The organism is Marinobacter psychrophilus (assembly GCF_001043175.1).
In the GTDB taxonomy this organism is placed as follows: domain Bacteria; phylum Pseudomonadota; class Gammaproteobacteria; order Pseudomonadales; family Oleiphilaceae; genus Marinobacter; species Marinobacter psychrophilus.
In genome coordinates, this window is the sequence record NZ_CP011494.1 from 1,827,491 (window position 1) to 1,850,915 (window position 23,425).

The 23,425-nt window shown below is 54.3% G+C and carries 20 protein-coding genes and 1 pseudogene; 13 read left to right on the forward strand and 8 right to left on the reverse strand.

Features of this window, described 5'->3' with window-relative positions; translation table 11 throughout:
• The first annotated feature begins 145 nt into the window (after nucleotides 1–145).
• The 6 genes and pseudogenes from sucC to rluB all read left to right on the forward strand — a co-directional run bounded on the left by sucC (nucleotide 146) and on the right by rluB (nucleotide 6,114).
• Nucleotides 146–1,311 (forward strand): annotated as a pseudogene (sucC, locus tag ABA45_RS08185) (ADP-forming succinate--CoA ligase subunit beta).
• Nucleotides 1,311–2,183 carry a succinate--CoA ligase subunit alpha gene (gene sucD, locus ABA45_RS08190; RefSeq protein ID WP_014871006.1) on the forward strand — a complete coding sequence of 291 codons (873 nt, stop codon included), beginning with the start codon at nucleotides 1,311–1,313 and terminating at the stop codon, nucleotides 2,181–2,183. The pseudogene sucC and the gene sucD overlap by 1 nt, the downstream one beginning before the upstream one ends.
• Before the next feature lie 123 nt (nucleotides 2,184–2,306).
• Nucleotides 2,307–3,521 carry a tryptophan--tRNA ligase gene (locus ABA45_RS08195; protein WP_084708292.1) on the forward strand — a complete coding sequence of 405 codons (1,215 nt, stop codon included), beginning with the start codon at nucleotides 2,307–2,309 and terminating at the stop codon, nucleotides 3,519–3,521.
• Between the two features lies 1 nt (nucleotide 3,522).
• Nucleotides 3,523–4,356, forward strand: coding sequence for a segregation and condensation protein A (locus tag ABA45_RS08200; protein ID WP_084708293.1), 834 nt, complete (start codon nucleotides 3,523–3,525; stop codon nucleotides 4,354–4,356).
• A gap of 27 nt (nucleotides 4,357–4,383) precedes the next feature.
• Complete coding sequence (scpB, locus tag ABA45_RS08205; protein ID WP_048385253.1) at nucleotides 4,384–4,971, forward strand: SMC-Scp complex subunit ScpB; 588 nt, start codon at nucleotides 4,384–4,386, stop codon at nucleotides 4,969–4,971.
• 39 nt (nucleotides 4,972–5,010) lie between these two features.
• Nucleotides 5,011–6,114 carry a 23S rRNA pseudouridine(2605) synthase RluB gene (rluB, locus tag ABA45_RS08210; protein WP_048385254.1) on the forward strand — a complete coding sequence of 368 codons (1,104 nt, stop codon included), beginning with the start codon at nucleotides 5,011–5,013 and terminating at the stop codon, nucleotides 6,112–6,114.
• 39 nt (nucleotides 6,115–6,153) lie between these two features.
• Here the strand turns inward: rluB and ABA45_RS08215 are convergent, their stop codons facing one another.
• The gene (locus ABA45_RS08215) at nucleotides 6,154–7,080 is read right to left on the reverse strand and encodes a GGDEF domain-containing protein (protein ID WP_048385255.1); all 927 of its coding nucleotides are present in this window, start codon (nucleotides 7,078–7,080) and stop codon (nucleotides 6,154–6,156) included.
• Between the two features lie 254 nt (nucleotides 7,081–7,334).
• Here ABA45_RS08215 and smc point away from each other — a divergent pair, with 254 nt between their 5' ends.
• From smc to ligA, 3 genes are all read left to right on the forward strand, one after another.
• The gene (smc, locus tag ABA45_RS08220) at nucleotides 7,335–10,838 is read left to right on the forward strand and encodes a chromosome segregation protein SMC (RefSeq protein ID WP_048385256.1); all 3,504 of its coding nucleotides are present in this window, start codon (nucleotides 7,335–7,337) and stop codon (nucleotides 10,836–10,838) included.
• A gap of 187 nt (nucleotides 10,839–11,025) precedes the next feature.
• Nucleotides 11,026–12,081 (forward strand): cell division protein ZipA, encoded by a 1,056-nt coding sequence (gene zipA / locus ABA45_RS08225; RefSeq protein ID WP_048385257.1) that lies wholly within the window; start codon nucleotides 11,026–11,028, stop codon nucleotides 12,079–12,081.
• Nucleotide 12,082: 1 nt separating this feature from the next.
• Nucleotides 12,083–14,194, forward strand: coding sequence for an NAD-dependent DNA ligase LigA (gene ligA / locus ABA45_RS08230; RefSeq protein ID WP_048385258.1), 2,112 nt, complete (start codon nucleotides 12,083–12,085; stop codon nucleotides 14,192–14,194).
• Nucleotides 14,195–14,238: 44 nt separating this feature from the next.
• Here the strand turns inward: ligA and ABA45_RS08235 are convergent, their stop codons facing one another.
• The 6 genes from ABA45_RS08235 to flgA form a co-directional block, all read right to left on the reverse strand.
• A complete protein-coding gene (locus tag ABA45_RS08235; protein ID WP_048385260.1) occupies nucleotides 14,239–14,871 on the reverse strand; it encodes a CBS domain-containing protein in 633 nt (210 codons plus the stop codon).
• Between the two features lie 11 nt (nucleotides 14,872–14,882).
• Nucleotides 14,883–16,553 (reverse strand): FAD-dependent 5-carboxymethylaminomethyl-2-thiouridine(34) oxidoreductase MnmC, encoded by a 1,671-nt coding sequence (mnmC, locus tag ABA45_RS08240; RefSeq protein WP_048385262.1) that lies wholly within the window; start codon nucleotides 16,551–16,553, stop codon nucleotides 14,883–14,885.
• Nucleotides 16,550–17,092, reverse strand: coding sequence for a peptidylprolyl isomerase (locus tag ABA45_RS08245; protein WP_264753025.1), 543 nt, complete (start codon nucleotides 17,090–17,092; stop codon nucleotides 16,550–16,552). The genes mnmC and ABA45_RS08245 overlap by 4 nt, the downstream gene beginning before the upstream one ends.
• 143 nt (nucleotides 17,093–17,235) lie before the next feature.
• Entirely contained in the window at nucleotides 17,236–17,706 is a 471-nt protein-coding gene (locus ABA45_RS08250) for a flagella synthesis protein FlgN (protein ID WP_048385264.1), read from the reverse strand.
• A 7-nt stretch (nucleotides 17,707–17,713) separates the two neighbouring features.
• Nucleotides 17,714–18,034, reverse strand: coding sequence for a flagellar biosynthesis anti-sigma factor FlgM (flgM, locus tag ABA45_RS08255; RefSeq protein ID WP_007351977.1), 321 nt, complete (start codon nucleotides 18,032–18,034; stop codon nucleotides 17,714–17,716).
• A gap of 206 nt (nucleotides 18,035–18,240) precedes the next feature.
• Nucleotides 18,241–18,942 (reverse strand): flagellar basal body P-ring formation chaperone FlgA, encoded by a 702-nt coding sequence (gene flgA, locus ABA45_RS08260; protein ID WP_048388823.1) that lies wholly within the window; start codon nucleotides 18,940–18,942, stop codon nucleotides 18,241–18,243.
• A gap of 210 nt (nucleotides 18,943–19,152) precedes the next feature.
• On the opposite strand from flgA, the gene ABA45_RS08265 reads away from it, so the two are divergent.
• The 4 genes from ABA45_RS08265 to ABA45_RS08280 are packed head-to-tail and all read left to right on the forward strand — an operon-like array spanning nucleotide 19,153 to nucleotide 22,714.
• Nucleotides 19,153–20,082, forward strand: coding sequence for a chemotaxis protein CheV (locus tag ABA45_RS08265; RefSeq protein ID WP_048385268.1), 930 nt, complete (start codon nucleotides 19,153–19,155; stop codon nucleotides 20,080–20,082).
• A gap of 36 nt (nucleotides 20,083–20,118) precedes the next feature.
• A complete protein-coding gene (locus ABA45_RS08270) occupies nucleotides 20,119–20,946 on the forward strand; it encodes a CheR family methyltransferase (RefSeq protein WP_048385270.1) in 828 nt (275 codons plus the stop codon).
• A gap of 3 nt (nucleotides 20,947–20,949) precedes the next feature.
• Nucleotides 20,950–22,134, forward strand: coding sequence for an MFS transporter (locus ABA45_RS08275; RefSeq protein WP_048385273.1), 1,185 nt, complete (start codon nucleotides 20,950–20,952; stop codon nucleotides 22,132–22,134).
• A 49-nt stretch (nucleotides 22,135–22,183) separates the two neighbouring features.
• A complete protein-coding gene (locus ABA45_RS08280; protein WP_227506169.1) occupies nucleotides 22,184–22,714 on the forward strand; it encodes a lipocalin family protein in 531 nt (176 codons plus the stop codon).
• On the opposite strand, the gene ABA45_RS08285 is transcribed toward ABA45_RS08280, so the two are convergent.
• A complete protein-coding gene (locus ABA45_RS08285) occupies nucleotides 22,711–23,373 on the reverse strand; it encodes a cupin domain-containing protein (protein ID WP_048385274.1) in 663 nt (220 codons plus the stop codon). The two genes, ABA45_RS08280 and ABA45_RS08285, sit on opposite strands and share 4 nt — an antisense overlap.
• Nucleotides 23,374–23,425 lie beyond the last annotated feature (52 nt).

Below are 23,425 nucleotides of genomic sequence, written 5' to 3' on the forward strand. Positions count from 1 at the left end.
GTTTTAGAGGCTCTTGTTTTAAAGACTCTGGTTTCTCTAGATGCAATCTTTGGGCCGGTGTCATCAGGGTCTATCAAGATGGGTTTGCCGCCAGCGGGTTCATCCCACAGGTGTCTATCCTTCATTAAAAAGCAGGACATAAACTATGAATTTGCACGAATATCAGGGCAAGCAGCTTTTTGCTGAGTATGGCTTGCCGGTATCACAGGGCATTGCCTGTAGTACCCCGGATGAGGCAGTAGCAGCTGCAGAAAAGATTGGTGGCGATAGCTGGGTTGTTAAAGCTCAGGTTCACGCTGGTGGCCGCGGTAAAGCCGGCGGTGTAAAGCTGGTTAAAAATACCGACGACATCCGTGCCTTTGCCGAGCAATGGCTGGGCAAGAAGCTGGTGACTTTCCAGACTGACGAGCACGGTCAGCCGGTTAGTAAAATTTTGGTTGAATCCCTGACTGACATCGACCAAGAGCTTTACCTGGGCGCGGTTGTAGACCGTGGTACCCGCCGTATCGTCTTCATGGCCTCCACCGAAGGTGGTGTTGAAATTGAAACGGTTGCGGAAGAAACCCCGGAAAAATTCTGAAGGCCGAAATCGATCCGCTGGTAGGCGCCCAGCCTTACCAAGGACGCGAGCTGGCGTTCAAGTTGGGTCTTGAAGGCAAGCAGATCGGCCAATTTACCAAGATCTTTATGGGTCTGGCGAAGTTGTTTGAAGACTACGACCTGGCGCTGTTGGAAATTAACCCTCTGGTTATCACCCCGGCCGGTGATCTTCACTGCCTGGACGCCAAAATCGGCGTTGATGGCAACGCTCTGTATCGTCAGAAGAAACTTCAGGCCATGCGCGATCCTTCACAGGAAGATTCTCGCGAAGCCGAAGCGGCAGCCTGGGAACTGAACTACGTAGCGCTGGATGGCAACATCGGTTGCATGGTTAACGGCGCTGGTTTGGCCATGGGCACCATGGACATCATCAAGTTGGCTGGCGGACGCCCGGCTAACTTCCTGGACGTTGGTGGCGGAGCTACCAAAGAGCGCGTAACGGAAGCGTTCAAAATCATCCTGTCTGACGACGCAGTGCAAGCCGTACTGGTAAATATCTTCGGCGGCATTGTACGTTGTGACATGATCGCTGAAGGCATCATTGGCGCGGTTAAAGAAGTAGGCGTAAAAGTGCCTGTGGTTGTTCGTCTTGAGGGCAACAACGCTGAACTGGGTTCCAAGGTGCTGGCAGAAAGCGGTTTGAACATCATCGCCGCCAGCAGCCTGGCCGATGCCGCAGAGCAAGTTGTTAAAGTCGCGGGAGGCAAATAATGAGTATTCTGATCAATAAAGACACCAAAGTGATCTGCCAGGGCTTTACCGGTTCCCAGGGTACATTCCACTCCCAGCAGGCTATTGAATACGGCACCAGAATGGTCGGTGGCGTAAGCCCCGGCAAAGGCGGCACCGAGCACTTGGGCCTACCGGTGTTTAACACCGTTCGTGAGGCTGTAGAAAAGACCGGTGCACACGCGACCGTGATCTACGTTCCGGCTCCGTTTTGTAAAGATGCCATCATCGAAGCCGCAGATGCCGGACTCGAGCTGATTGTGTGCATCACCGAAGGCATTCCTACCATCGATATGCTGTACGCCAAAGAGTACGTTGATCGCAAAGGCGTGCGTATGATCGGGCCCAACTGCCCGGGCGTTATCACACCGGGTGAGTGCAAGATCGGCATCATGCCGGGCCACATTCACAAGCCGGGTAAAGTCGGTATTGTGTCGCGTTCTGGCACGTTGACCTACGAAGCCGTCAAGCAGACCACAGATTTTGGCTATGGCCAGTCTACCTGCGTTGGCATCGGTGGCGATCCGATTCCGGGTTCCAACTTCATCGACATCCTCAAGCTGCTGCAAGAAGACCCGCAGACTGAAGCTATTGTGATGATCGGCGAAATTGGTGGCACTGCGGAAGAAGAAGCTGCAGCGTACATCAAAGAGCACGTCACCAAACCGGTGGTCTCTTACATTGCCGGTGTAACGGCGCCTCCTGGCAAGCGTATGGGCCACGCCGGTGCCATCATTTCCGGTGGTAAGGGTACCGCAGACGAGAAGTTTGCTGCTCTGAACGACGCCGGTGTGAAAACTGTGCGCAGTCTGGCTGACATTGGCAAGGCTCTAAAAGAAGTGACTGGCTGGTAAAACCCGCGGTCATTTTCAAAAACCCCCGTTTCTGTTCTGCAGAGCGGGGGTTTTTTGATTATAATGCCGGGTCGCCTGTCGTAATATGGCGCCTCTTGCATTCCATTAGAAGGAGTTCTTGCTTTGAGTTCTGTAGATTCCCAGCAACGGATATTGTCGGGCATGCGTCCGACCGGCAAGCTTCACCTTGGCCACTACCACGGTGTGCTTAAAAACTGGGTGAAACTCCAGCATGAATTCGAGTGCTTTTTCTTTGTCGCCGACTGGCATGCTCTGACCACGCAGTACGACGACCCCTCTAATATTGAGCAAAGCGTGTCGGACATGGTTATTGACTGGTTGGCTGCGGGCGTTAACCCGGGTTCATCCACGATGTTTATTCAGTCTCAGGTGCCTGAGCACGCCGAGTTGCACCTGCTGTTGTCGATGATCACGCCTTTGGGTTGGCTTGAGCGTATTCCGACCTACAAAGATCAGCAGGAAAAGCTGCGCGAAAAAGATCTCGCTACTTACGGGTTCCTGGGGTATCCACTACTCCAGTCGGCTGACATTCTGATGTATCGGGCAGGGCGTGTTCCGGTGGGCGCCGATCAGGTTTCCCACGTTGAAATCACTCGTGAAATCGCACGGCGTTTCAATCATCTTTATGGGCGTGAGCCAGGCTTCGAAGACCAAGCCGAGGCGGCCATTGTGAAAATGGGCAAGAAAAACGCCAAACTCTATCGCAATCTGAAGAAACGTTACCAGGAAGAAGGCGATCTGGATTCGCTGGAAACGGCCCGTGCTCTTCTGAAAGAACAGCAAAATATATCCTTAGGCGATCGCGAACGCCTTTACGGCTTCATTGAGGGCGGTGGCAAAGTGATTTTGCCAGAGCCTCAACCATTGTTGACGCCTGAATCAAAACTGTCAGGGTTGGACGGGCAGAAAATGTCAAAATCCTACAACAATTACATTGGCCTTCGGGAAGTACCGGACACCGTAGCGGTGAAAATACGCACCATGCAGACCGACCCGGCGCGAGTACGTCGAATTGACCCGGGCGAGCCGGAAAAATGCCCGGTGTATGCCCTGCACAAGGTTTATTCCGATGCGGACACTCGCAGTTGGGTGGAAATTGGTTGTCGCAGCGCCGGCATCGGCTGTCTGGACTGCAAAAAACCGCTGATTGACTCCATTGTGGAAGAGCAGCGACCTCTGCGCGAACGTGCAGCCGAGTATGAAGGCAATCCGGATCTGATTCGTTCCATTCTGGAGGAAGGGCGTGAACGCGCTCGCGATGCAGCCCGCGATACCTTGGATGAAGTGCGCTCTGCCATGGGCCTGAGCTATCGTTGAAGTGCTGACTGATCCAGCAGCTCCAGCCGGTGCGGCGGCAAAGCCACAAGGGGTGGGTCAGCCGCCCCTGGCTTTAATAGCAGGCAAGCCCCTGGCGCAGTTGCCGCTTGATCTTTATATTCCGCCAGACGCTCTGGCGGTGTTTTTGGATGCGTTTGAAGGCCCTCTGGATTTGTTGTTGTACCTGATTCGGCGTCAGAATATGAACATTCTGGAAGTCGACGTCAGTGCTATTACTCGCCAGTATATGGAATACATCGCCGTTTTAGGGGCTATGCGGTTTGAGCTTGCGGCGGAGTATCTGGTGATGGCGGCCACGCTGGCCGAAATCAAGTCGCGGATGCTGTTACCGCGGCAGCAGATTGAAGACGAAGAAGAAGACGACCCACGGGCAGAACTGATTCGCCGTTTGCAGCAGTACGAGCGTTTTAAAAAAGCGGCAGAAGACATAGATAAGATGTCGCGCCAGGAGCGGGATATTTTTGTTGCCGATGCCGGTATGCCAAAGCTTCCCTCGGTACGCAGCCATCCTGAGGTGGCCATGACAGAAATTTTACGGGCATTGGAAACCGTGCTTAAACGTGCAGATATGTTTAGCAGTCATCACGTTGAGCGAGAGAAGCTGTCGACTCGTGAACGCATGTCGGCGATTCTGGTTCGGCTGCAAGAAGGCGGTTTTATTCGTTTCGAAAGTCTGTTCCTGCCGGATGAAGGGCGTCTGGGGGTTGTTGTCAGTTTTTTGGCAATGTTAGAGCTGGTAAAAGAGCAGCTGGTTGAGTTTGTTCAGGCTGACCCGTTTGGCCCTATTCATTTGCGGGCGCGGGCTGCGGTCTGAAAACCCTGAATACTGGTGCAACGAATTATGATGAGTGACGCTGCCTTACCCATTACAGGGATTATCGAAGCGGTCCTGCTGACAGCGGGCAAGCCGCTAACGGTGCAGCAGCTCAGAGAAGTGTTTGATGAAACCGAGCGGCCAACCCATAAGGCAGTGGAGCAGGCGCTGGTGGAATTAGAGCAACTTTGCAGCGGTCGCGGTATTGAGCTGAAAAAAGTTGCCAGCGGTTACCGCCTTCAGGTGCGTGAATCTTTCGCTCCTTGGGTGGCTCGGTTGTTTGAAGAAAAACCACCGCGTTATTCGCGGGCGTTATTGGAAACACTCGCATTGATCGGCTATCGGCAGCCTATTACCCGTGGTGAAATTGAAGATATTCGCGGCGTTGCGGTAAGCAGCAATATCATTCGTACCTTGGTTGAGCGAGAGTGGGTTCGAATTGTGGGTCATCGGGAAGTACCGGGCCGGCCGGCCATGTATGCAACCACTCGGCAATTTCTTGACTACTTTAATCTAATAAGCCTGGATCAGCTGCCGCCCTTGTCTGTTAGTCGGGACCTGGATGCGATCGGGCGCGAAATTAAGCAGAAAATCGAACAAACACCATTCCACTGATGCAGGCTCTGCATCGGTCCGTTATTTAAGGATTAACCCATGGCGTCTGAACGCCCCTGGACTACCGGCAAGCCGGCAGCCAAATCAGCATCGAATGCGAACAAGCCGAGCGCTAATCGCCGTAACCCTGCGAAATCATCGGCAAAAACGGCGAAGCCAGGAAAACCTGCGCCAGAGGTGCTGGCGACTTTGCAGGTAGACGGTCCTGAGCGAATCCAGAAACTGCTGGCACGTGCCGGGGTTGGATCGCGGCGTGAAATTGAAGGCTGGATGGAGGCGGGTCGCCTGTTGGTAAATAGCAAGCCCGTTACTCCAGGCCAGAAAGCCACGGTGAGCGATGTTTTTGAACTCGACGGCAAGCGCTTGGACGTTGCTGCCGCTGCCGAGGTTTTGCGCCGGGTGCTGATTTACAACAAGCCGGAAGGTGAAGTAACCACTCGCAAAGACCCGGAAGGGCGTCCAACCGTGTTCGACCGGCTGCCGCGATTGCGTGAACATCGCTGGATTTCTATTGGCCGGCTGGATTTGAACACCACCGGGCTAGTGATGTTTACTACCGATGGCGAGCTGGCTAATCGGCTTATGCATCCTTCTAGCCAGATTGATCGGGAATACGCGGTGCGTATTTTTGGTGAAGTAGACGACGCCATGGTTGAGCGCCTGCGTACCGGCGTCACCCTAGAAGATGGCGAGGCTAAATTTAGCGATATTTCCGCCGCCGGCGGTACCGGTATGAACCGTTGGTTCCACGTGACTTTGTTGGAAGGACGCAACCGTGAAGTGAGGCGGCTTTGGGAATCCCAAGGCGTGCGTGTCAGCCGTTTGAAACGGGTTCGTTACGGCTCAATATTTTTGCCCAGCAGACTAACCGTGGGGAAATGGGAAGAGTTGGATCAAAAAGCTGTGGATTTACTGAGTCGCACGGTTGGCTTGGCTAAAATGGCGGTTCCGCAACAGACACCGGATGAAGTGGCGGCTCAGGCGCGTCAGCAAAGAAAGGCAGCTCCGGTAACCAATCGCAGCAATCGTGCGGCAGGCTCCCCTGGTTCAAAAGCGGGACAAGGCGCTCGCAAGTGGGCGGTTGCAGACTCTAAACCTCAGCGCAGTGGCGGCAAAGCCCGCACCGATAAAACCCGCGGTTAATAGCCGGTTAAGGCTGGCGTTAAACAACGGAGGGTGCCATCAGCTGATGGTGGCAAATACGCGCGTGCAATTGCGGCCTTGATCTTTAGCGCGATAAAGAGCTTCGTCTGCGCGTGCTAGCCACTGCCCTGAGCCTTCGCCAGCGCGGTGAAGTGCAACGCCACAGCTGGTAGTCACCGCCACTGAATGCTCTTCGCAATCAATTCGTAAAGCTTCAATAGCTGAGCGAACGCGCTCGGCGACATCTACCGCATCATTCTGATCGGTATGCGGCAATAGCACCGCAAATTCTTCGCCGCCAAACCGGTACACGCTGTCGGAGCTGCGCACCGCGGATTCCAGCGCTTCTGTTACGCGCTTTAGTACAAGGTCGCCTACCACATGGCCGCAGGTGTCGTTTACCGCTTTGAAGTGATCGAGGTCGCACAGGATCAGCGAGTAAGTCTCGTTGTGACGGCCGGTTAGCATCTGAGCTTTTTGCAAGGCTTCTTCCATGGCGCGTTTGTTGCCAATCCCGGTCAGTGCGTCGGTCAACGATGCCTGCTCCATAGCACTGAAGTGACAAGCGTTGCGCAGCGCGCATATTGCCGCGCCAATCAGCATCTCAACGGCTTGCAACTCATCGTTGCTGAAGCGCTTACGCCGATGCAGCGTTAAGGTGCCAAAATTCTCGCCCTCCAGATTCAGACGGAACTCGCAGCGGTGGGGGCCACCCATGCCAGTGGTAAACATAAATTCTTGGCGCCCCAACTGGTGGCGGTATTGAAAGGCATCAAAAGGAATAACCTGCACCATTTCTTCTGCCAGCATGGTTAGCTGTGCGTCCAGCTTCAGGGTGGCTGAAAGTCGGCGTACCAAGCGGTTGAGAATACCCGGTTCACTGTTCCATTCCTCAAAACTTTGGCGCAGCTCTGCCAGTTTTTGCGGCTGTGGCGCTGTAAGTGGGAAAGGCGATATGTGTTTCACGGTGGCTCAACTCACTCTGTCGTTAGGTGGCAGTTTGCACACTTGGTAGCTGACAAGGTGAATGCAGGTATTGTGCCTGTTTAATAAAATGCACATAAATCAATATTTTGAGAATTATTTTTGGAGTTCACTTTTCGTTTTAAGGCTATTATTGGATTTTTGTCAAAAAATCGGCAGGCGCACCTTAGTGGGTTCTGGTGTGTTAAGCTAAAAGATTGACCAACGATGTCATCATAATTCGAGCTTCATAGTCTATGCGGTTGAAATCCATAAAGTTGTCAGGGTTCAAGTCGTTTGTGGACGCGACCACAGTAGCATTTCCGTCAAATATGACAGCGGTTGTGGGGCCAAACGGCTGTGGCAAATCCAACATTATAGATGCTGTGCGATGGGTCTTGGGTGAAAGTTCAGCCAAGTATCTGCGCGGCGAGTCCATGACTGATGTGATATTCAACGGCTCGAGCGCGCGCAAACCGGTGGGTCAGGCCGCGATTGAGCTGGTGTTCGACAATCACAAGGGTTCGGCACCGGGTGAATTCGCCCAATACAGTGAAATCGCGGTGCGCCGCCGGGTTTCCCGCCAGGGCCAATCTGATTACTTCCTTAATGGCACCAAGTGCCGCCGCCGCGATATTACCGATCTGTTTCTTGGTACAGGCCTTGGGCCGCGTAGCTACGCTATCATTGAACAGGGCATGATTTCCCGGTTAATTGAAGCCAAGCCCGAAGAACTCCGGACTTATATAGAAGAAGCGGCGGGCATCTCGAAGTACAAGGAACGCCGCCGTGAAACCGAAAATCGCATTCGCCGTACCCAAGAAAATCTTGAGCGCCTGAGCGATGTGCGCGCCGAGCTCGGCCGGCAACTTCAGCACCTGGAGCGGCAAGCGGTTGCCGCTGAAAAGTATAAAACCTTCAAGCAAAACGAGCGTCGCAAAAAAGCCGAGCTTACCGTGTTGCGCTGGCAACACTTAAACACTGAGCTGCATTCTTGGCATGGGCGTATTCGTGATACCGAATTGCAACTGGAAAAGCACCTGACCGGGCGTATTCGACTGGATACCGAGCTCGAAAATTTGCGCGCAGAACATCAGCAGCGTAATGAGCAGTTTAACCGTACCCAGGCGCGCTACTACGAAGCCGGGGCTGATATCGCGCGGCTTGAACAAAGCTTGCAGAACAGCCGCGACCGTAGCCGTCAGGCCAGCCTGGAAGTTGATCAGGCCCTGGCCAGCGAACGCGAGCTGGCTCGTGAACTGGAGCAAGACAACGACAAACTTGCAGCGTTTGACGAAGAACTGGCAATGCTTGAGCCAGAGCAGGAAGAGTTAAGCCTGCGGACAGAAACCTCTGGTGAGCAGCTCCATAATGCCGAACACGACATGGCCGACTGGCAGCAACGCTGGGACGATTTCAGCGCTCGTTCAGCAGACGCGCGCCGCCAGGCCGATTTGGCACAATCGAGCATTCGCGCCCTGGAAAATGCCATTGAGCAGCTGCGGCTAAGGGATCAACGGTTGCAGCAGGAGCGCCATACTCTGCAGCAGCAGCTCGATCACGAAACCCTGAATGAACAGCGTGAACTGCAGGCTATGGTCAGCCTGAAGCGCGAAGGCGCGCAGAAAATCATTGAAGACAGCCAGCAGCATTTGCAACAGCTTCGTTTGGAGCAGCAGCAAGCCGAGCAGCATAGAAATCAACAGCGTGAGCAGGTTCAACGCCTGGAAGGCACTCTTGAGTCACAACAGCAACTGCTGGGAGAACAGCTGGGCGACGCCAACGGTGCACTTCAAGACTGGCTGAATCTGCATCAGTTGGCGCAAGCACCACGCCTTGCAGCCGCTCTGGATATTGATGACGGCTGGGAATTTGCAACCGAACAGGTGCTTGGTCGCCTTTGCCAAGGCGTGGTGTTACCGCAGCTCGCAGCGCAACTGACGTTGCTTGACGATGCCCCCGCCGGTGCTGCGCTGCTGTCAGCCGATACCGGTGCGCCAGTGGAGTTGCCAAGGGCCACGAGCCTGGCTGCCAGAGTGCGCGGCAATGTGGCTATTGTTGATGCATTGGCGAATATTTTGGTGGCAGACAGTCTCAAGCAAGCACAGCAGCAGCAGCGGCAGTTGCAACACGGACAGAGTGTGATAACGCCGCAAGGGGTATGGATGGGGCGTCACTGGGTATTGATGCCTGCAGCTGATGTCAGCCAGACTGGGGTGATCGAGCGTCAAAAAACCGTATTGAGTTTGAACACACAATTGGCGCAGGCGCAGAGGAGGCTTAAGCTGGCAGAAACGACTGGCGCAGATGCAAGCCGGGCGCTGGAATGGACAGAACAGAAACGTGACCAAGCTCGCCGCGAACTTACCGAAGCAGACCAGCAGCTGGGCACCATTGCCGCTCAGCTTGGCGCTCTTCAAGCTCGTAACGAGCAGATTACCCGGCGTTTGACTCAGATTGATGCTGACGCCGCGGAGCTAGAGTTCGAGCGTGAGCACCAGCATCAGGAACTGGAGTGCGCACGGGAAGAATGGCAGCAGGGGCTAGAGACAACAGAGGAGCATGACGAGGACAAAGAACAGTTACTGGCGCAACGTGACGGACTGCGCGAGAACCTCAATCAGCTGCGCCAGCAGGCCCTCCATGAACGCGACCTGGCTCACCAACTGCAACTTACGCTGCAGAGCTTGAACAGCCAGCGCGAAGGCTTGCGCCAGACCCTCAGCCGCTCACGTCTGCAACAGCAGCGGGTGGAAGAACGCTTGGAGCTGTTGCGGCAGTCCCGCGAACAGGCGGAAGAGCCTCTAGAAGACCTTCAGCTGGAGCTGGAAGGATTGCTGGAACGCCGGCTTGCCGAAGAAGACAAATTGACTGAGTCCCGCGAGGGGCTGGAAGATCTTGACCGGCGGGTGCGCGAGGCCGATCAGGGCCGCAGCGGAACCGAGCAACAGATCCAGGAGGTTCGCGCCACGCTGGAAACACTGAAAATGGAATGTCAGGCGCTGGAGATTCGTGCGGGTAACCATTTGGAGCTGCTGAGCGGGTTGAACATCACTTTGCACGCCGTGCTTGAACAGCTGGACGATTCTGCCAGTGAGCCGGAACGGTCTGAGGAACTGGAAAAGATCGCCAGTCAGATACAACGTTTGGGCGCCATTAACCTGGCGGCTATTGACGAGTTCCAGGTGCAGAACGAGCGTAAAACCTATCTGGACAGCCAGCACGAAGACCTGACCGAAGCGCTGGAAATCCTGGATGGTGCCATTCGCAAGATTGACCGTGAAACCCGTCAGCGTTTTAAAGAGACCTTTGATCGGGTTAACGAAGGTCTGCAGGGCTTGTTTCCCAAAGTTTTTGGCGGCGGGCACGCCAGCCTGGAACTGACAGGCGAGGATTTTCTGGAAACCGGTGTTACCATCATGGCGCGGCCACCGGGCAAGAAAAACAGCACCATTCACCTGTTATCCGGGGGTGAAAAAGCGTTGACCGCCATAGCCTTGGTGTTTGCAATATTTCAGCTCAATCCGGCGCCTTTTTGCATGCTGGACGAAGTGGATGCTCCACTTGATGATGCCAATGTTGGCCGTTACGCGAATTTGGTGAAAGAGATGTCAAAGCAGGTACAGTTTATTTACATTACGCACAATAAGATTGCCATGGAGCAGGCTGATCAGTTGATGGGTGTGACCATGTACGAGCCGGGTTGTTCGCGACTGGTTACAGTAGACGTGGAAGCCGCCGCGGCGCTGGCCGAGGCCTGATTGGGCCGCGAGTGTGACAATCCAGCCATAAGCCGTGTTTGTGCGTTGTATTACGCGAGTTCAATTTTTATAGTACTCACGTTGATAGTTCTAAAGTTGCTAGTACCGACTTTCATAGTACTGACTTTCATAGTACTGACGTTGACGGTAACAATATTCTTCGATCCGCAAACAGGACAGCAGCACTATGTCACCACTTAGGGAATGGCTAATTGCCATCGGTACCCTGGTCATTATTGGTATTGTCGTTGACGGCATTCGGCGCATGCGCCGCGCGCGCAGAGAGTCCTCGGCTATTTCTTCTGGCATGGGCGTTGATAATCTGCAGGATTCGCCGCTGGACGAGCATTTCAACCCGGAACTGCCATCAGGCGGTGCTCGAACCCTTTCCCGTAACGAGCTGGACCAGGATCGCAAGTCCAAGAAAAAATCACGGACTGCGCCCCACGTGCAAAAACCGACTCGGCCGGTGATCGCAGCAGGCCGAAACAAAAGCTCCGAACCTGCAACAGTGGCAGCTGCATCCAAATCTCATTCGGCGTTTGTTACCCCTGCTGATAGCGCCAAAGCAGATCACGACAGAAGCGAATTTACCAAAGCGCCGCTGAGTGGCACCCAAGATCATTGGGAACCCGAGCCTTTCAGCGCAGACGTAGGCGACACCAGTAGCTTTGAAAGCGATTACCTTGAAAGCCGCTATGCTGGTGAAGACGAAGATTTACCCGTCATTGTGGAGCCTGCGCCCAAACCCAAGGCAGCACATCCGCCCCGCGACCCTTCTCAGCCTTTGCCAGGTGCGAACCGCCCGCCAGCCAAAGAAGTGATTGTCATCAACGTACTGGCCCGTGCTGGTGAGGAGTTTCAGGGTCCGGCTCTGCAGCGGCTGCTGGAAGCTTGTGGCCTGCTATACGGTGATCTGGACATCTACCACCGCCACGAAACCACCGATACTGCAAGCCCTGTGCAATTCAGCGTAGCCAGTGCAGTTGAGCCGGGCACTTTCAGACCCGCAGAAATAGCGACTCTGAGCACCCCCGGCATCAGCTTTTTTATGAGCCTGCCCGGACCGGGTAATGCCCTGCAGGCTTTTAACTTTATGTACGAAACAGCTCAGGCCGTGGTGCGTAATCTCGGAGGTGAACTAAAAGACGAACGCCGCAGTGTGATGACATCACAGACCGCTGAGCACTGCCGCCAGCGGATCCGCGAATTCGAGCGCAAGCAACGTTCAAAACGGGATTAACATGAGCTCAGTCAGTACCAGCGTGCGTGACCGGGTTGAGCAGCTGCGCACAACCATTACCGATCACAACCACCATTATTACGTGCTCGATGATCCGCAAGTTCCCGACGCCGAGTACGATCGGCTATTCCGTGAATTGCAGGCGCGAGAAGCCGAGTATCCGGAATTGGCGACGACAACGTCGCCGACCCAGCGTGTAGGCTCCGCGGTAGAAACCAACTTTGCGCAAGTGATCCACCGTATCCCCATGTTGTCTTTGGATAATGCCTTCAGCGCCGACGAGTTACGGGATTTCGATCGCCGCGTGCGTGAGCGCCTGAACCGGGGTAAAACCGCGGGCGAAAGCAGCACTAAGGAACACAGCACGGAGGATCACAGCACGGAGGGAGAGGGCTCGAAGGAAGAGAGAACTATAGAATACGTGTGCGAACCCAAGCTCGACGGCCTGGCGGTCAGTCTGCATTACCAGAACGGAGAGCTAGTTCGCGCTGCCACCCGCGGCGATGGTTACACCGGTGAAGATATTACCGCCAATATACGGACCATTGCGTCTGTGCCTCTCACCCTGCGCGGTGGTGATTTTCCGCAAACCGTAGAGGTGCGAGGCGAGGTGTATATGCCTCGCGCCGGTTTTGACCGGCTTAACCAGAGACTGGGGGGGCGTGGTGAGAAAACCTTTGTAAATCCCCGCAACGCCGCTGCCGGAAGTCTGCGCCAGAAAAAATCCAGCGTGACCGCCAGGCGCCCACTGGAAATGTGCGCCTACAGTGTAGCGGTTTCTGACGAATCAGCGCTGCCGCCCACACACTGGAAAGGTTTGCAGCAGGTCAGTGAGTGGGGCTTTCGCATCAACCCTGAAATGTCTCTCGCCAATGGGGCCGATCAGTGCCTTGAGGCCTACGAAGCATTGATGGCCAAACGCGACAGACTGCCTTATGAAATCGACGGTATTGTGTTCAAGGTAAACCGTCTGGATCTTCAGCAGCAGTTAGGCTTTGTGAGCCGCGCGCCGCGCTGGGCGATCGCACAAAAATTCCCGGCTGAGGAAGAGCTGACGGTGGTTGAAAGCGTGGAGTTTCAGGTCGGCCGTACCGGCGCTATTACGCCCGTGGCACGCTTAAAACCAGTATTTGTCGGTGGGGCTACGGTATCCAACGCAACTTTGCACAATATGGACGAAGTGCGACGGCTGGATTTGCACATCGGCGACACCGTGTTTATTCGCCGCGCCGGTGATGTTATTCCAAAAGTCGTCAAAGTGGTGCAAGACAAACGGCCCGCCGATGCCGGGGTAATAGAGCTTCCGGCGCAATGCCCGGCGTGCGGCTCAGACGTTGTACAGATTGAAGGCGAAGTGATTGCCCGTTGTTCTGGTGGCCTTTTTTGTCCGGCTCAGCGCAAAGAAGCCATCCGCCATTACGCATCACGTAAAGCACTCGACATAGAAGGTCTGGGTGACAAGTGGGTGGATATTCTGGTGGACAGTGAAAAGGTTGAAACTATTGCCGATCTGTATCGGCTGCGCAAAGCAGACCTGATCGGGCTGGAGCGCATGGGCGACAAGTCTGCGAGTAATTTGATTGCTGCTATTGATGCCTCTCGTCAGCCCTTATTGTGGCGGTTTCTCTACGCGCTGGGTATTCGTGAAGTGGGCGAGGCCACTGCCAAAGGCCTTGCCGGCTACTTTGGCAGTCTGGAGGCTATTGCCGAAGCCGATGGAAATGCCCTACAAGCAGTGTCTGACGTTGGGCCCATTGTGGCTGGGCACCTGCGCAGTTTTTTTGAGCAGCCCCATAACCAGGAAATTCTGCAGAGTTTGAAACAGGCCGGTGTGATCTGGCAAACCCAGGAAATTACCGCGGCCAGTATGCCTCTGCATGGGCAAACCTGGGTACTGACCGGAACTATGGAGCAGATGACCCGCGACCAGGCAAAACAAAAGCTAGAAGGTTTGGGCGCTAAAGTGGCAGGCAGCGTGTCGAAAAAGACGTCGTGCGTGGTGGCCGGTGAAGCGGCGGGTTCCAAACTGACCAAAGCGCAGCAGTTAGGCGTTGAGGTTTTGAGTGAGCAGGGTCTATTAGACCTGCTGCGTGGGCATGACGTGGAGGTCTGATTGCGCTTGTTGGCATGAAATGACAAGGTTGGTGTTATTGGCCGTCAGACGTCAGCTCGATAACTGCCTGAATCGGCATAAAGACGCAGATAGTCGATGCTCGTAACGATACCCATTGGCTCGCCAGCGTTATCAATAATCAGTGCTGCATCCAGCTGGTGCGCCAGCATCAGTCGTGCAAGCTGATGTGCGTCGGTTTCTGGAAACGCGGTCAGAAACGCTGGCAACTCGATAGTTGCCAAGCTTTGATCTGCAGCATTGCCCGGGAACCCGTTGGCCCAAGCCAACAACCAGAGTTCGTTGACCATGCCTGCAATGATGTTGTTGCCCACCGTAACCGCTAAGTGGCGAGTCTGGTTCTCCCCCATGGCGGTTAATGCCTCCGCTAGAGTGGCTGTTGCCGGTATCGACGCTACGCCCGATACACACATAGTCGATACCGGCAAGTAGGCGCGATGCTCCATAGGTTCGCCGGCGGTACTGCGGCCATACTGCTGGGCTTTTCGTTTCCCAGCCTGCACCCCCGCCTGGAATTCTGCGTCTGTTGTTTCGCTGTACTCCGGCTTTATTTTTGCGCTTTCGCGCACCTCGCTCACGTCTCCCACCCGGCGGTTGCGAAATATCTCTGGCAGGCGCGTTCCTATTGGCCGGCCTGGCTCACTAACGTGGATAGACATGGGCGCTTCCCTTATTCCTGCTGTAAAACGCGCTCGACACGGAGTCTTTGTGCCAATGCATCGGGTAGGGCAGATGGTTGGTTACACATGCGATCAGCTAGGTATTCTGCCAACAGCGGCGCGTATGTCAGGCCCTTACTGCCGAGACCGGTAAACATCCAGGCACCGGCATTCGTGTTCATGCTTTGCGTGCCGACGGCGCCTGCCACTGGTTGATAATCGTGCGTGGTGCAGCGAAAAGCCACTCGCCCCTGCAAAATGCCATCCGCCAATGCCGGATGATCAATATTTACGACGCCCGGTAGCAAGTGGTCCAGTTCCGTCAAATTTTCCTGATGACTGGCAGTGGTCGGCAGCGGGTTTTCATCGCGTAGGTCGAATGTGGCTCCGGTTACTGCTATGCCGTCGTGCTGTGGGTTTAAATAGCGCGAACCACAAATAACGGCGTTGGGCGAGGTGATTGCAGCCGCTGGTAAATGACTGACTTGCCCGCGAATTGGCTTTAGACGCAGGCGCTCGCCAGGTGCCAGCCATGCCTGGGGGAACAGTTCGAGGGTTTGAGCACCCGCGCAGATAACCAATTGATCTGATTCTAGATTAAAGAGTTTATCGGACCCTGTCGCCGCATTGTTCTGTCGCGCACTAATTTGCCATAAGCCGTCGCTTTGGACCAAGCCGGTTACTTTGCAATGTGGGTGTATTGTGATCAGCGGATGTTGCACCAAGGTTTGGCACAATTGCGACGGCGCCAGCCATCCGCCCTGGGGGAACCAGAGCCCGCTGCGATGAACTGTCACACCCACCAAGTCGGTGGCCTGTTGCGCCGTCACTGGATACAGCACGCCGGCTGGGTAGTGATTGCGGGCCAAAAATTTATGCTGGCGTTGTTGTTCGTGGTCGTTAAAGGCCAGTTGTAAAAGGCCCGTGGCGTGAAAAAAGGGCGCGTGACCGGTGCTGCTTTGGTGCGCCTGAAACTGCTGATAAAAACGCTCTGCGAACAGCAGTGCAGATAGCGCTAGCGCCGTTTGCGGCGAATAATCCACCCCTAACTTGGCGTAAAGCGCACCCTGCTTGTTGCCCGAAGCGGCTTGGCCTGGCGCCAGTGAGTCCAGTATTTGTACTGGCACTCCGCGTTCTGCCAGGTTGCGCGCCAGGCAGGCACCGGCAATGCCAGCGCCGATAATGACCACGGAATCTGGACGGCAGGCTGGCTGTGGATCGGGCTTGCTGAGGTCGTGCCAGGCGTCGCCTTGCGGGCCGAAGTGCAGTGTCAGTCGTACTTGCCCATCCGCAAATACTAAACGGTGTAGGCCCGCCACGGCGGGTGGCCAAGCTTGTACCAGCTGTTCGCTGAATTCGGCCAGTTCGGGCCAGAGTGACACTGCACGCTTGAGATCGTCACGGCTGAGGGGGTGTTGCTGGTGGGAAATAAAATGCAGAACATTGCCGGGTTCAGGGCTTTGAGCCATCCAGTTCTGCCAACGGGTAAGAAAATCCAGCCCGAGGTCAAATTCGGCCTCAGTAAAGACTGTCTGCTGAGAGTTCGTGATTCGCTCAACATGCTGAATCTGGATTGTCTCTAGACTGAGCTTGTCATAAATTCGGTTACTGAAGCCATTTAAGTAAAACCGGCCATTCTCCAACCAGGTTATTTTAGCGTGATCCAGCGCCGGCCCTGTCATGGGGCCATAGTTTTAACAAGCGACATGCTTTCAATCGTAATGGCCTGAAGCGGAACATCACTCATGCCTTTGCGCGATCCTGTTTCTGTATTGGCAATGGCGTCAATGACGTCCATGCCTGAAACAACTTTGCCAAACACCGCGTAACCAGCACCGCGCGAGTTTGGGTTAAGAAAGTCGTTATCGGTCAGATTGACAAAGAATTGGGCGGTAGCAGAGTCTGGTGCGTTGGTTCGCGCCATTGCCACCGTGCCACGCAGGTTTGGTAATGAAGGCGTGGCTTCGTTGCGAATGGGGGCGCGGGTTTCTTGGGACTGCAGCTCGGAGCTAAATCCGCCGCCTTGAACCATGAAACCTGGAATAACCCGGTGAAATACGGTGCCTTGGTAAAAGCCCGAGCGCACGTATTCCAGAAAATTAGCCACGGTATCCGGCGCCACATCGGGCCTCAATTGAAGTGTAAATTGGCCTTCGGAGGTTATGACGTCGACGTTAACCAGGTCCTGAATGGCGCTATCATCAGCGTTGACGGTGTCCACTAGAGCGCAACTTGCGGCTATGACTGAAAAGAAAAATGCGGACAAAAACGTTTTACAGCGGGCATGCTCTGGCTACCTTGGCAGATTGCGATTAAAAAAAGTGGTCAAAGCACGGCAGCGACGCATGTCAGACTAATAATGCGTCAGGCGCTGGCCAGAATAGTACTGGATGACACCGCCGTATGCTGGCCCCCAGCGCCGTAAAGTTTCTGTCGGCTACTGGCTCCGCGCACTATATCACTTAATCTAGCAAGGCGTTTTTGCATGTGGGCCATGACCCGGCCGTTGTTTTGGTTCAGCTGCTGACACTGGGTCAGCGCCTGATCGGCTTGGCGCCAGAGTTGGTGGAGTTCGGTCAAGCCAGCGGCGGCAATGAAGCGGGAAGGATTGCCGCTCTCGGGACGAAAGCCCATCGCTACCAAAGCGTGAATCTTAAGTTTGGCGCGTTCGCGAATTTGCTCCAGCTGGGCGTTCTTTTCGTCGGTCAGTGCCTGTAGCTGTTTGATGTCAGAGGTAGACAGTAGCTCTTTCTCATCGCGCAGAAGGTCCGCCATAGCAGACAACTGATGGACATCTTGTGCAAGAAGGTGTTTTAGATCATCAATAGCGGCCATAATTTATTTACCCGAATATGCTTTTATCCATATCAAGCATTTTCTGGGCCAATTGTTGGGCGTCTACTTTGTAACTGCCATCTTCCAGAGCGCTGCGAATCTTAGAAATCTGCTCATCGTTCATTTCCGGGAAGTCGCCCAGTTTTTGCTCTAGCTGTTTAAGGTCGCGGGCCTGGCTGCTCAAATTAACACTCTCACCGCGGGCCTGCGTGCTTTGGGCTGTGGCCTGATCCGCAGTTGCGTTTTTGGCCGCGCTGCCGGCTTTATCGGCGGTGGGGCGCTGCGTGTTGATTTGGCTTTGGTTGATTCCATTGAAGTCAACGGACATGTTGTTACCTGCTGTATTGGTTGCTGCGCCGATTGGGGCGCAAAATATGGTCTATAACTGCGTAACGGCGGCGTCGCGGAAAGCTTTAATATGTTTCTATAAAAAGTAGCCGGCTCGTTTTTGCCGCTTGTGCTTTGGCGGCGAGGGCTTGTGCGATGTAACGGCAAGAAAGTGCCGGGTAGCGTCGTCTTGTTTTCGTTTGTTTCTTACATCGGAATCAGCACCTGGCCAGGTGCAGTCACCCGACCTTTGATGGTCCGTGAAGACTGCAAGTTTTCTACCAGCACCTGCTCACCAATAGCTGCATTGGCCAAGGCCTTTCCGCGCGAACTCACGGTGAAAGAACCGCTGCTGGCGGTGATCATCACATGGTCGCCACGTTCCACGGCATCAGGGGCCGCAAGCAGATCCGGGGTGATCAACGAGCCACTGTTAATTGGCCGGCGAACCTCCATACCAATGATTGACTGCGCTTTGGCGATGGTCCCACGGCGGCTGGCATTCACCACAACGGTCTGTAGGCTCACCATATCGGCGCGGAGGCGCTCGCCACGGGCGAGTGGGCGGCTAGCCACCAAAGCCGGTCCGTGAATGTCTACGGTAGCGCTCAGGTACATGCGCCATGGCCGCTCCCCGCTGCACTCGATCAACATAGAGGGCTGGCCGGACTTCCAAGGATCACCGCTGAAATTGACATCCAGTGCACCATTGCATTTAGCCAATGACAATCTGGGGTCGGGTTTTGCACTTTCATAGCTGACTTCATAGCCTGCGGCGGCCTGTTCTGTGGCAAACTGTTGCAAAAACAGATTAGCTGCAGCGTGAATATCGTGTGCGGTAGAGTTTGCTAGCGCAAATGAGCTTAGGCATAGGCCGAGCAGGGCGATGACAAGAGTGTGGTTGCGCATAATGTGAAAGCATCCTGTTTTGCCGGTGTGTTGGTAAAGTCGGCCGTGCTGCGCAAAAATAATTCCGGTGGCATCACGATTCGCGGGCACTGGCCGTTAAACTTGACATGAAGTCGCCATATTTTGGCGCATGTCAGAAAAATTGCTCTTTCAAGACTCTTAAGCGAGCAAAAACTGTGCCGGTTAGCCCGGCCGTCGGGAGAAAGAACTATGGCAGGTGTATTGGACAGTGTTAACCAGCGTACGCAGATGGTCGGTAAAAACCGGCTGGAGTTGTTATTGTTCCGGCTCCGCGGGCGCCAGATTTATGGCATTAATGTGTTCAAGGTAAAAGAGGTGTTGCAGTGCCCTAAGCTGTTCAGCATTCCCAGCAGCCTACCGGTGGTTCGCGGCGTGGCCTACACACGCGGCGCGACTATCCCGATTATTGATCTGGCGATGGCGATTGGCATGCCGGCCATCCCTCAAGAAGATCTGGCCACCAGTTTTGTGATTATTACCGAGTACAATCGCAAAACCCAAGGCTTTTTGGTGAGTGGTGTGGAAGGCATTGTGAACATGAACTGGGAAGATATTCTGCCACCGCCCAAAGGCGCAGGCCGTGATGTATACCTGACAGCCGTCACCAAAATTGACGACAAACTCATTGAGGTCATTGATGTAGAGAAGGTTCTTTCGGAAGTGGCTCCGTTAAAAGAAGACGTTGGTGAAGACATCCTTAGCCGCAATGCATCGCGGATTCAAGGTCATCTTCCGGTGCTGGTGGTGGATGATTCCAGTGTGGCCCGGCGGCAGATCGAGCGTTGCCTGAAAGCCATAGGCATGGATGTTGTCACCCATAATGACGGCAAGCAGGCGTTGGACTATCTGGGAGAGATCACCGCCGACGGTTCGAAGGCGACGGATCATCATTCGATGATGATTTCCGACGTTGAAATGCCTGAAATGGACGGCTACACACTGGTTGCGCGCTGCAAAGAGAATCCGCTGATTAGCGAACTGTTTATTATGCTGCACACGTCCCTGAGCGGTGTATTTAATAAAGCAATGGTTCAGAAAGTGGGGGCAGACGATTTTATGGCGAAATTCAGCCCAGACGAATTGGCCGAGCGGGTTATGGATATTATTGATGAAAAATAAACGTGTTACCTCACAGGCAGTCAGAATCGAGAACGCATGAAAACTGAAATCACTCCTCAGGAATACACGGCGTTTAAAACCTTTTTACAGGACGCATCCGGCATTCTGCTGGGAGATAATAAACAGTATCTGGTGAAGAGTCGGCTACGCCGGATTCTGGAAGACAATCAGCTCGGCTCTCTTGGCGAGTTACTCGATCGCCTGAAGCGTCCGGGCCGCCATAATTTGAGCGAGGTGGTTATTGATGCCATGACCACTAACGAAACGCTGTGGTTTCGGGACAATCATCCGTTCCGCATTTTACAGGATATTTTGCTGCCTGATTTTGCTGATCGTAAAATGTCACAGCCGTTACGCATCTGGTCGGCCGCCTGCTCTACCGGGCAGGAACCTTATTCCACGGCAATCGTAATCGAAGAGTATCGTCGCTTGCGCCCTGGGCGCCTGCGTGACGTGAAGATCGTTGCCACCGACATTTCCAAAACGGTTCTGGATGCGGCGCGGCGCGGCGAATATGAAGCCATTGCTATGGGTCGGGGCTTGTCGCCGGAGCGGCAAAAACAGTTTTTTACCGCTGCTACCAACGGCCGTTGGCAGATTAAGCCACAGATAAAAGCGATGGTAGAGTATAAGGAAATCAACTTACTAGAGCGGTATCTTCTAGGCAATTTTGATATTGCCATGTGCCGCAATGTGTTGATTTATTTCTCCGCCGAGCGCAAGCGCGACATTCTTACCCGTATTCATGCGTCCTTGAACCCGGGCGGCTATCTCATACTGGGCGCATCGGAATCTCTTACAGGGTTAACTAACCTGTACGAAATGGTCCAGTGCAGTCCGGGTATTATCTACCGAAAAAAATAAACTATGCCATTGAATGTTTGGGTGTTAATTGCGGCGCAGGCGATGGCCATGTGCACAGCGCCATTTATTGTGTTTATTGGCAGTATTCAGGGCCGGGCGCTGGCCAGTAGCCCTGAATACGCGACCTTGCCGGTTGCGTTCGTGGTGGTGGGTACGGTGTTGTCCATCAAACCCGCTACTTGGCTTATGGCTCGCGTCGGGCGAAAGCCGGTTATGATGCTGGGCACGGTTATGGGCACGGTCGCGGCTGGGGTGGGTGCCTTGGCCTCCTGGCAAGGTGCTTTTGCCCTTTTGTGTCTAGCGGCGGTGCTTGGCGGCAGCGGGCTTGCAGTGGTGCATCAATACCGCTTTGCCGCTATGGAATCTGTCCCTTCCAAGCTAGCCGGTACCGCAGCAGCCCGCGTTCTGTTAGGTGGATTGGTTGCGGCCTGGGTCGGTCCGGAAATTGCCTCGATTGGAGGTGACGATCCGCTACACCCGTTTTTGACTAGCTGGCTGGGACTGGCAGCGGTTCAGCTTGCTGCGATGATCATATTGATGCTTGGTTACCGCAGTAGCAGTGAATTACCGCGACCGGTGCATGAAGGCGGTGGTCGGCCGATGCGTGAAATCCTTGCAAATCCAGTGATATGGGTCGCCATCAGCGCCGCTGCGGTGGGTTACGCGATCATGAGTTTCATTATGACGGCAACGCCCCTTAGCATGACCGAAATGGCAGGGCACCCGCTAGACGATGCCAAACGAGTCATTCAGTTGCACATCATGGCCATGTATTTGCCATCGCTTATAAGCGGCTGGTTAATTCGGGTGGTGGGCATAAGGCGTATGATGCTAGTGGGTATGATCGCCTATCTTATTTGCATTGCACTGGCAGCCAGCGGCGTCAGCTTTCATCACTACCTGAGCGCTCTCATTCTGCTGGGTATTGGTTGGAATTTTTTGTTTGTCGGTGGCACCAGTTTGCTGCCGCAGGGCTATAGCGATTCCGAGCGCTTTCGCGTGCAGGGCTTGAATGACATGATGGTTTTCGGCTTCCAGGCCGTTGCGTCTATGTCAGCCGGTCTGGCCTTAAGCTCCCTTGGCTGGGCAGGCCTGCTGTTGCTTGCGATCCCACTTTTACTGTTGCACTCCGGGCTTATGCTTTTTTGGTACCTGCGCCGCGATTCCGCCGTCACGCAGTCGCACTGATACTCTTCGCTGACTATCCTCCCACCATCCGCAAGGAGTGACGATTACCGTGTATGACTTACGTAAACTCATCATCGCACCGCTGTTATTGATGGTGGGTGCCTGCACCGGCCTGCCTGAGGGTATACAGCCGGTTAAGAGCCTGGATACCGATCGTTATCTGGGCACCTGGTACGAAATTGCCCGGCTTGATCATTCTTTCGAGCAGGGTTTAAGCCGAGTGACGGCTAAGTATGAATTGCAGGACGACGGCAGTCTAAAAGTGATCAACCGCGGTTACAATGTCGATAAAAGCGAATGGAAAGAAGCTGAGGGGCGGGCAGTCTTTGTAAATGAAGACACTAACGGCCATCTGAAAGTGTCTTTCTTCGGCCCATTCTATGCGTCGTACGTTATTTTTGAGCTGGATGACCAGTACCAGCAGGCCTACATTACCGGCTACAATCGGAATTATTTGTGGTTTCTGTCACGCAGCCCGAAGGTTAGCGATGAGGCCGTGGCCGAGTTCAAAAAAACAGCTCTAGACGCAGGGTTTGACCTGCAAGAGCTGATCGTGGTGGATCACAGCACCGTTAATTAGCTTGTTTGTTCAACAGGCAAGTGGCCGGTTTTTACCCAGATAACAGTCTCCTGCTCTACAAAAGGATGATGTTGGCTTAAATGGGGGCTTCTTATCCAGGTACCTTGCGGATAACGCCCGTTCTCGTCACAAAACTCCCCTGAAAGAACATAGATTTCTTCCCCGCCAAAATGCCGGTGGGGCTGAAAACGTTCATTGGCTGGCCATTTCACCAGTGCTACATGTTCGTGCTCGAATTCGTGCAGGGGCATGACTTCCAGCCCACCGATTCCGGGAAGCCAGCGAGTTTTATGGGTATTGATTCGCACCGGAGTGCGGTCGCGCTTGTCGAACTGGTGCAGCTTTACCAGCAGGGTACAGCCAGGTTTGCTAAAAGGCGCGTGACCCGTGCCCGGTGGGTTGCGAAGATAGGTACCTGCCGGGTAATCACCAGTTTCATCCGAAAACACGCCTTCAAGCACCAGTATTTCTTCACCCAGTGGGTGCTCATGGCGGCTGAACGAGGCACCGGGCTTATAGCGTACGATACTGGTCGCGTGGCCGCGCTCCGCCTCTTCTCGGACCAATGGTTTTCTGTCCACACCACCTGAAGGGCTGGCAATCCATTCCTGTTCACCGGTGTGAATTACAACCCTGCGGGCAAAATCCATATTCAGCATTGTTGACCTCTTTACGGGTGAAACGGGAGTAATGACTACGCCGCCTGTCTAC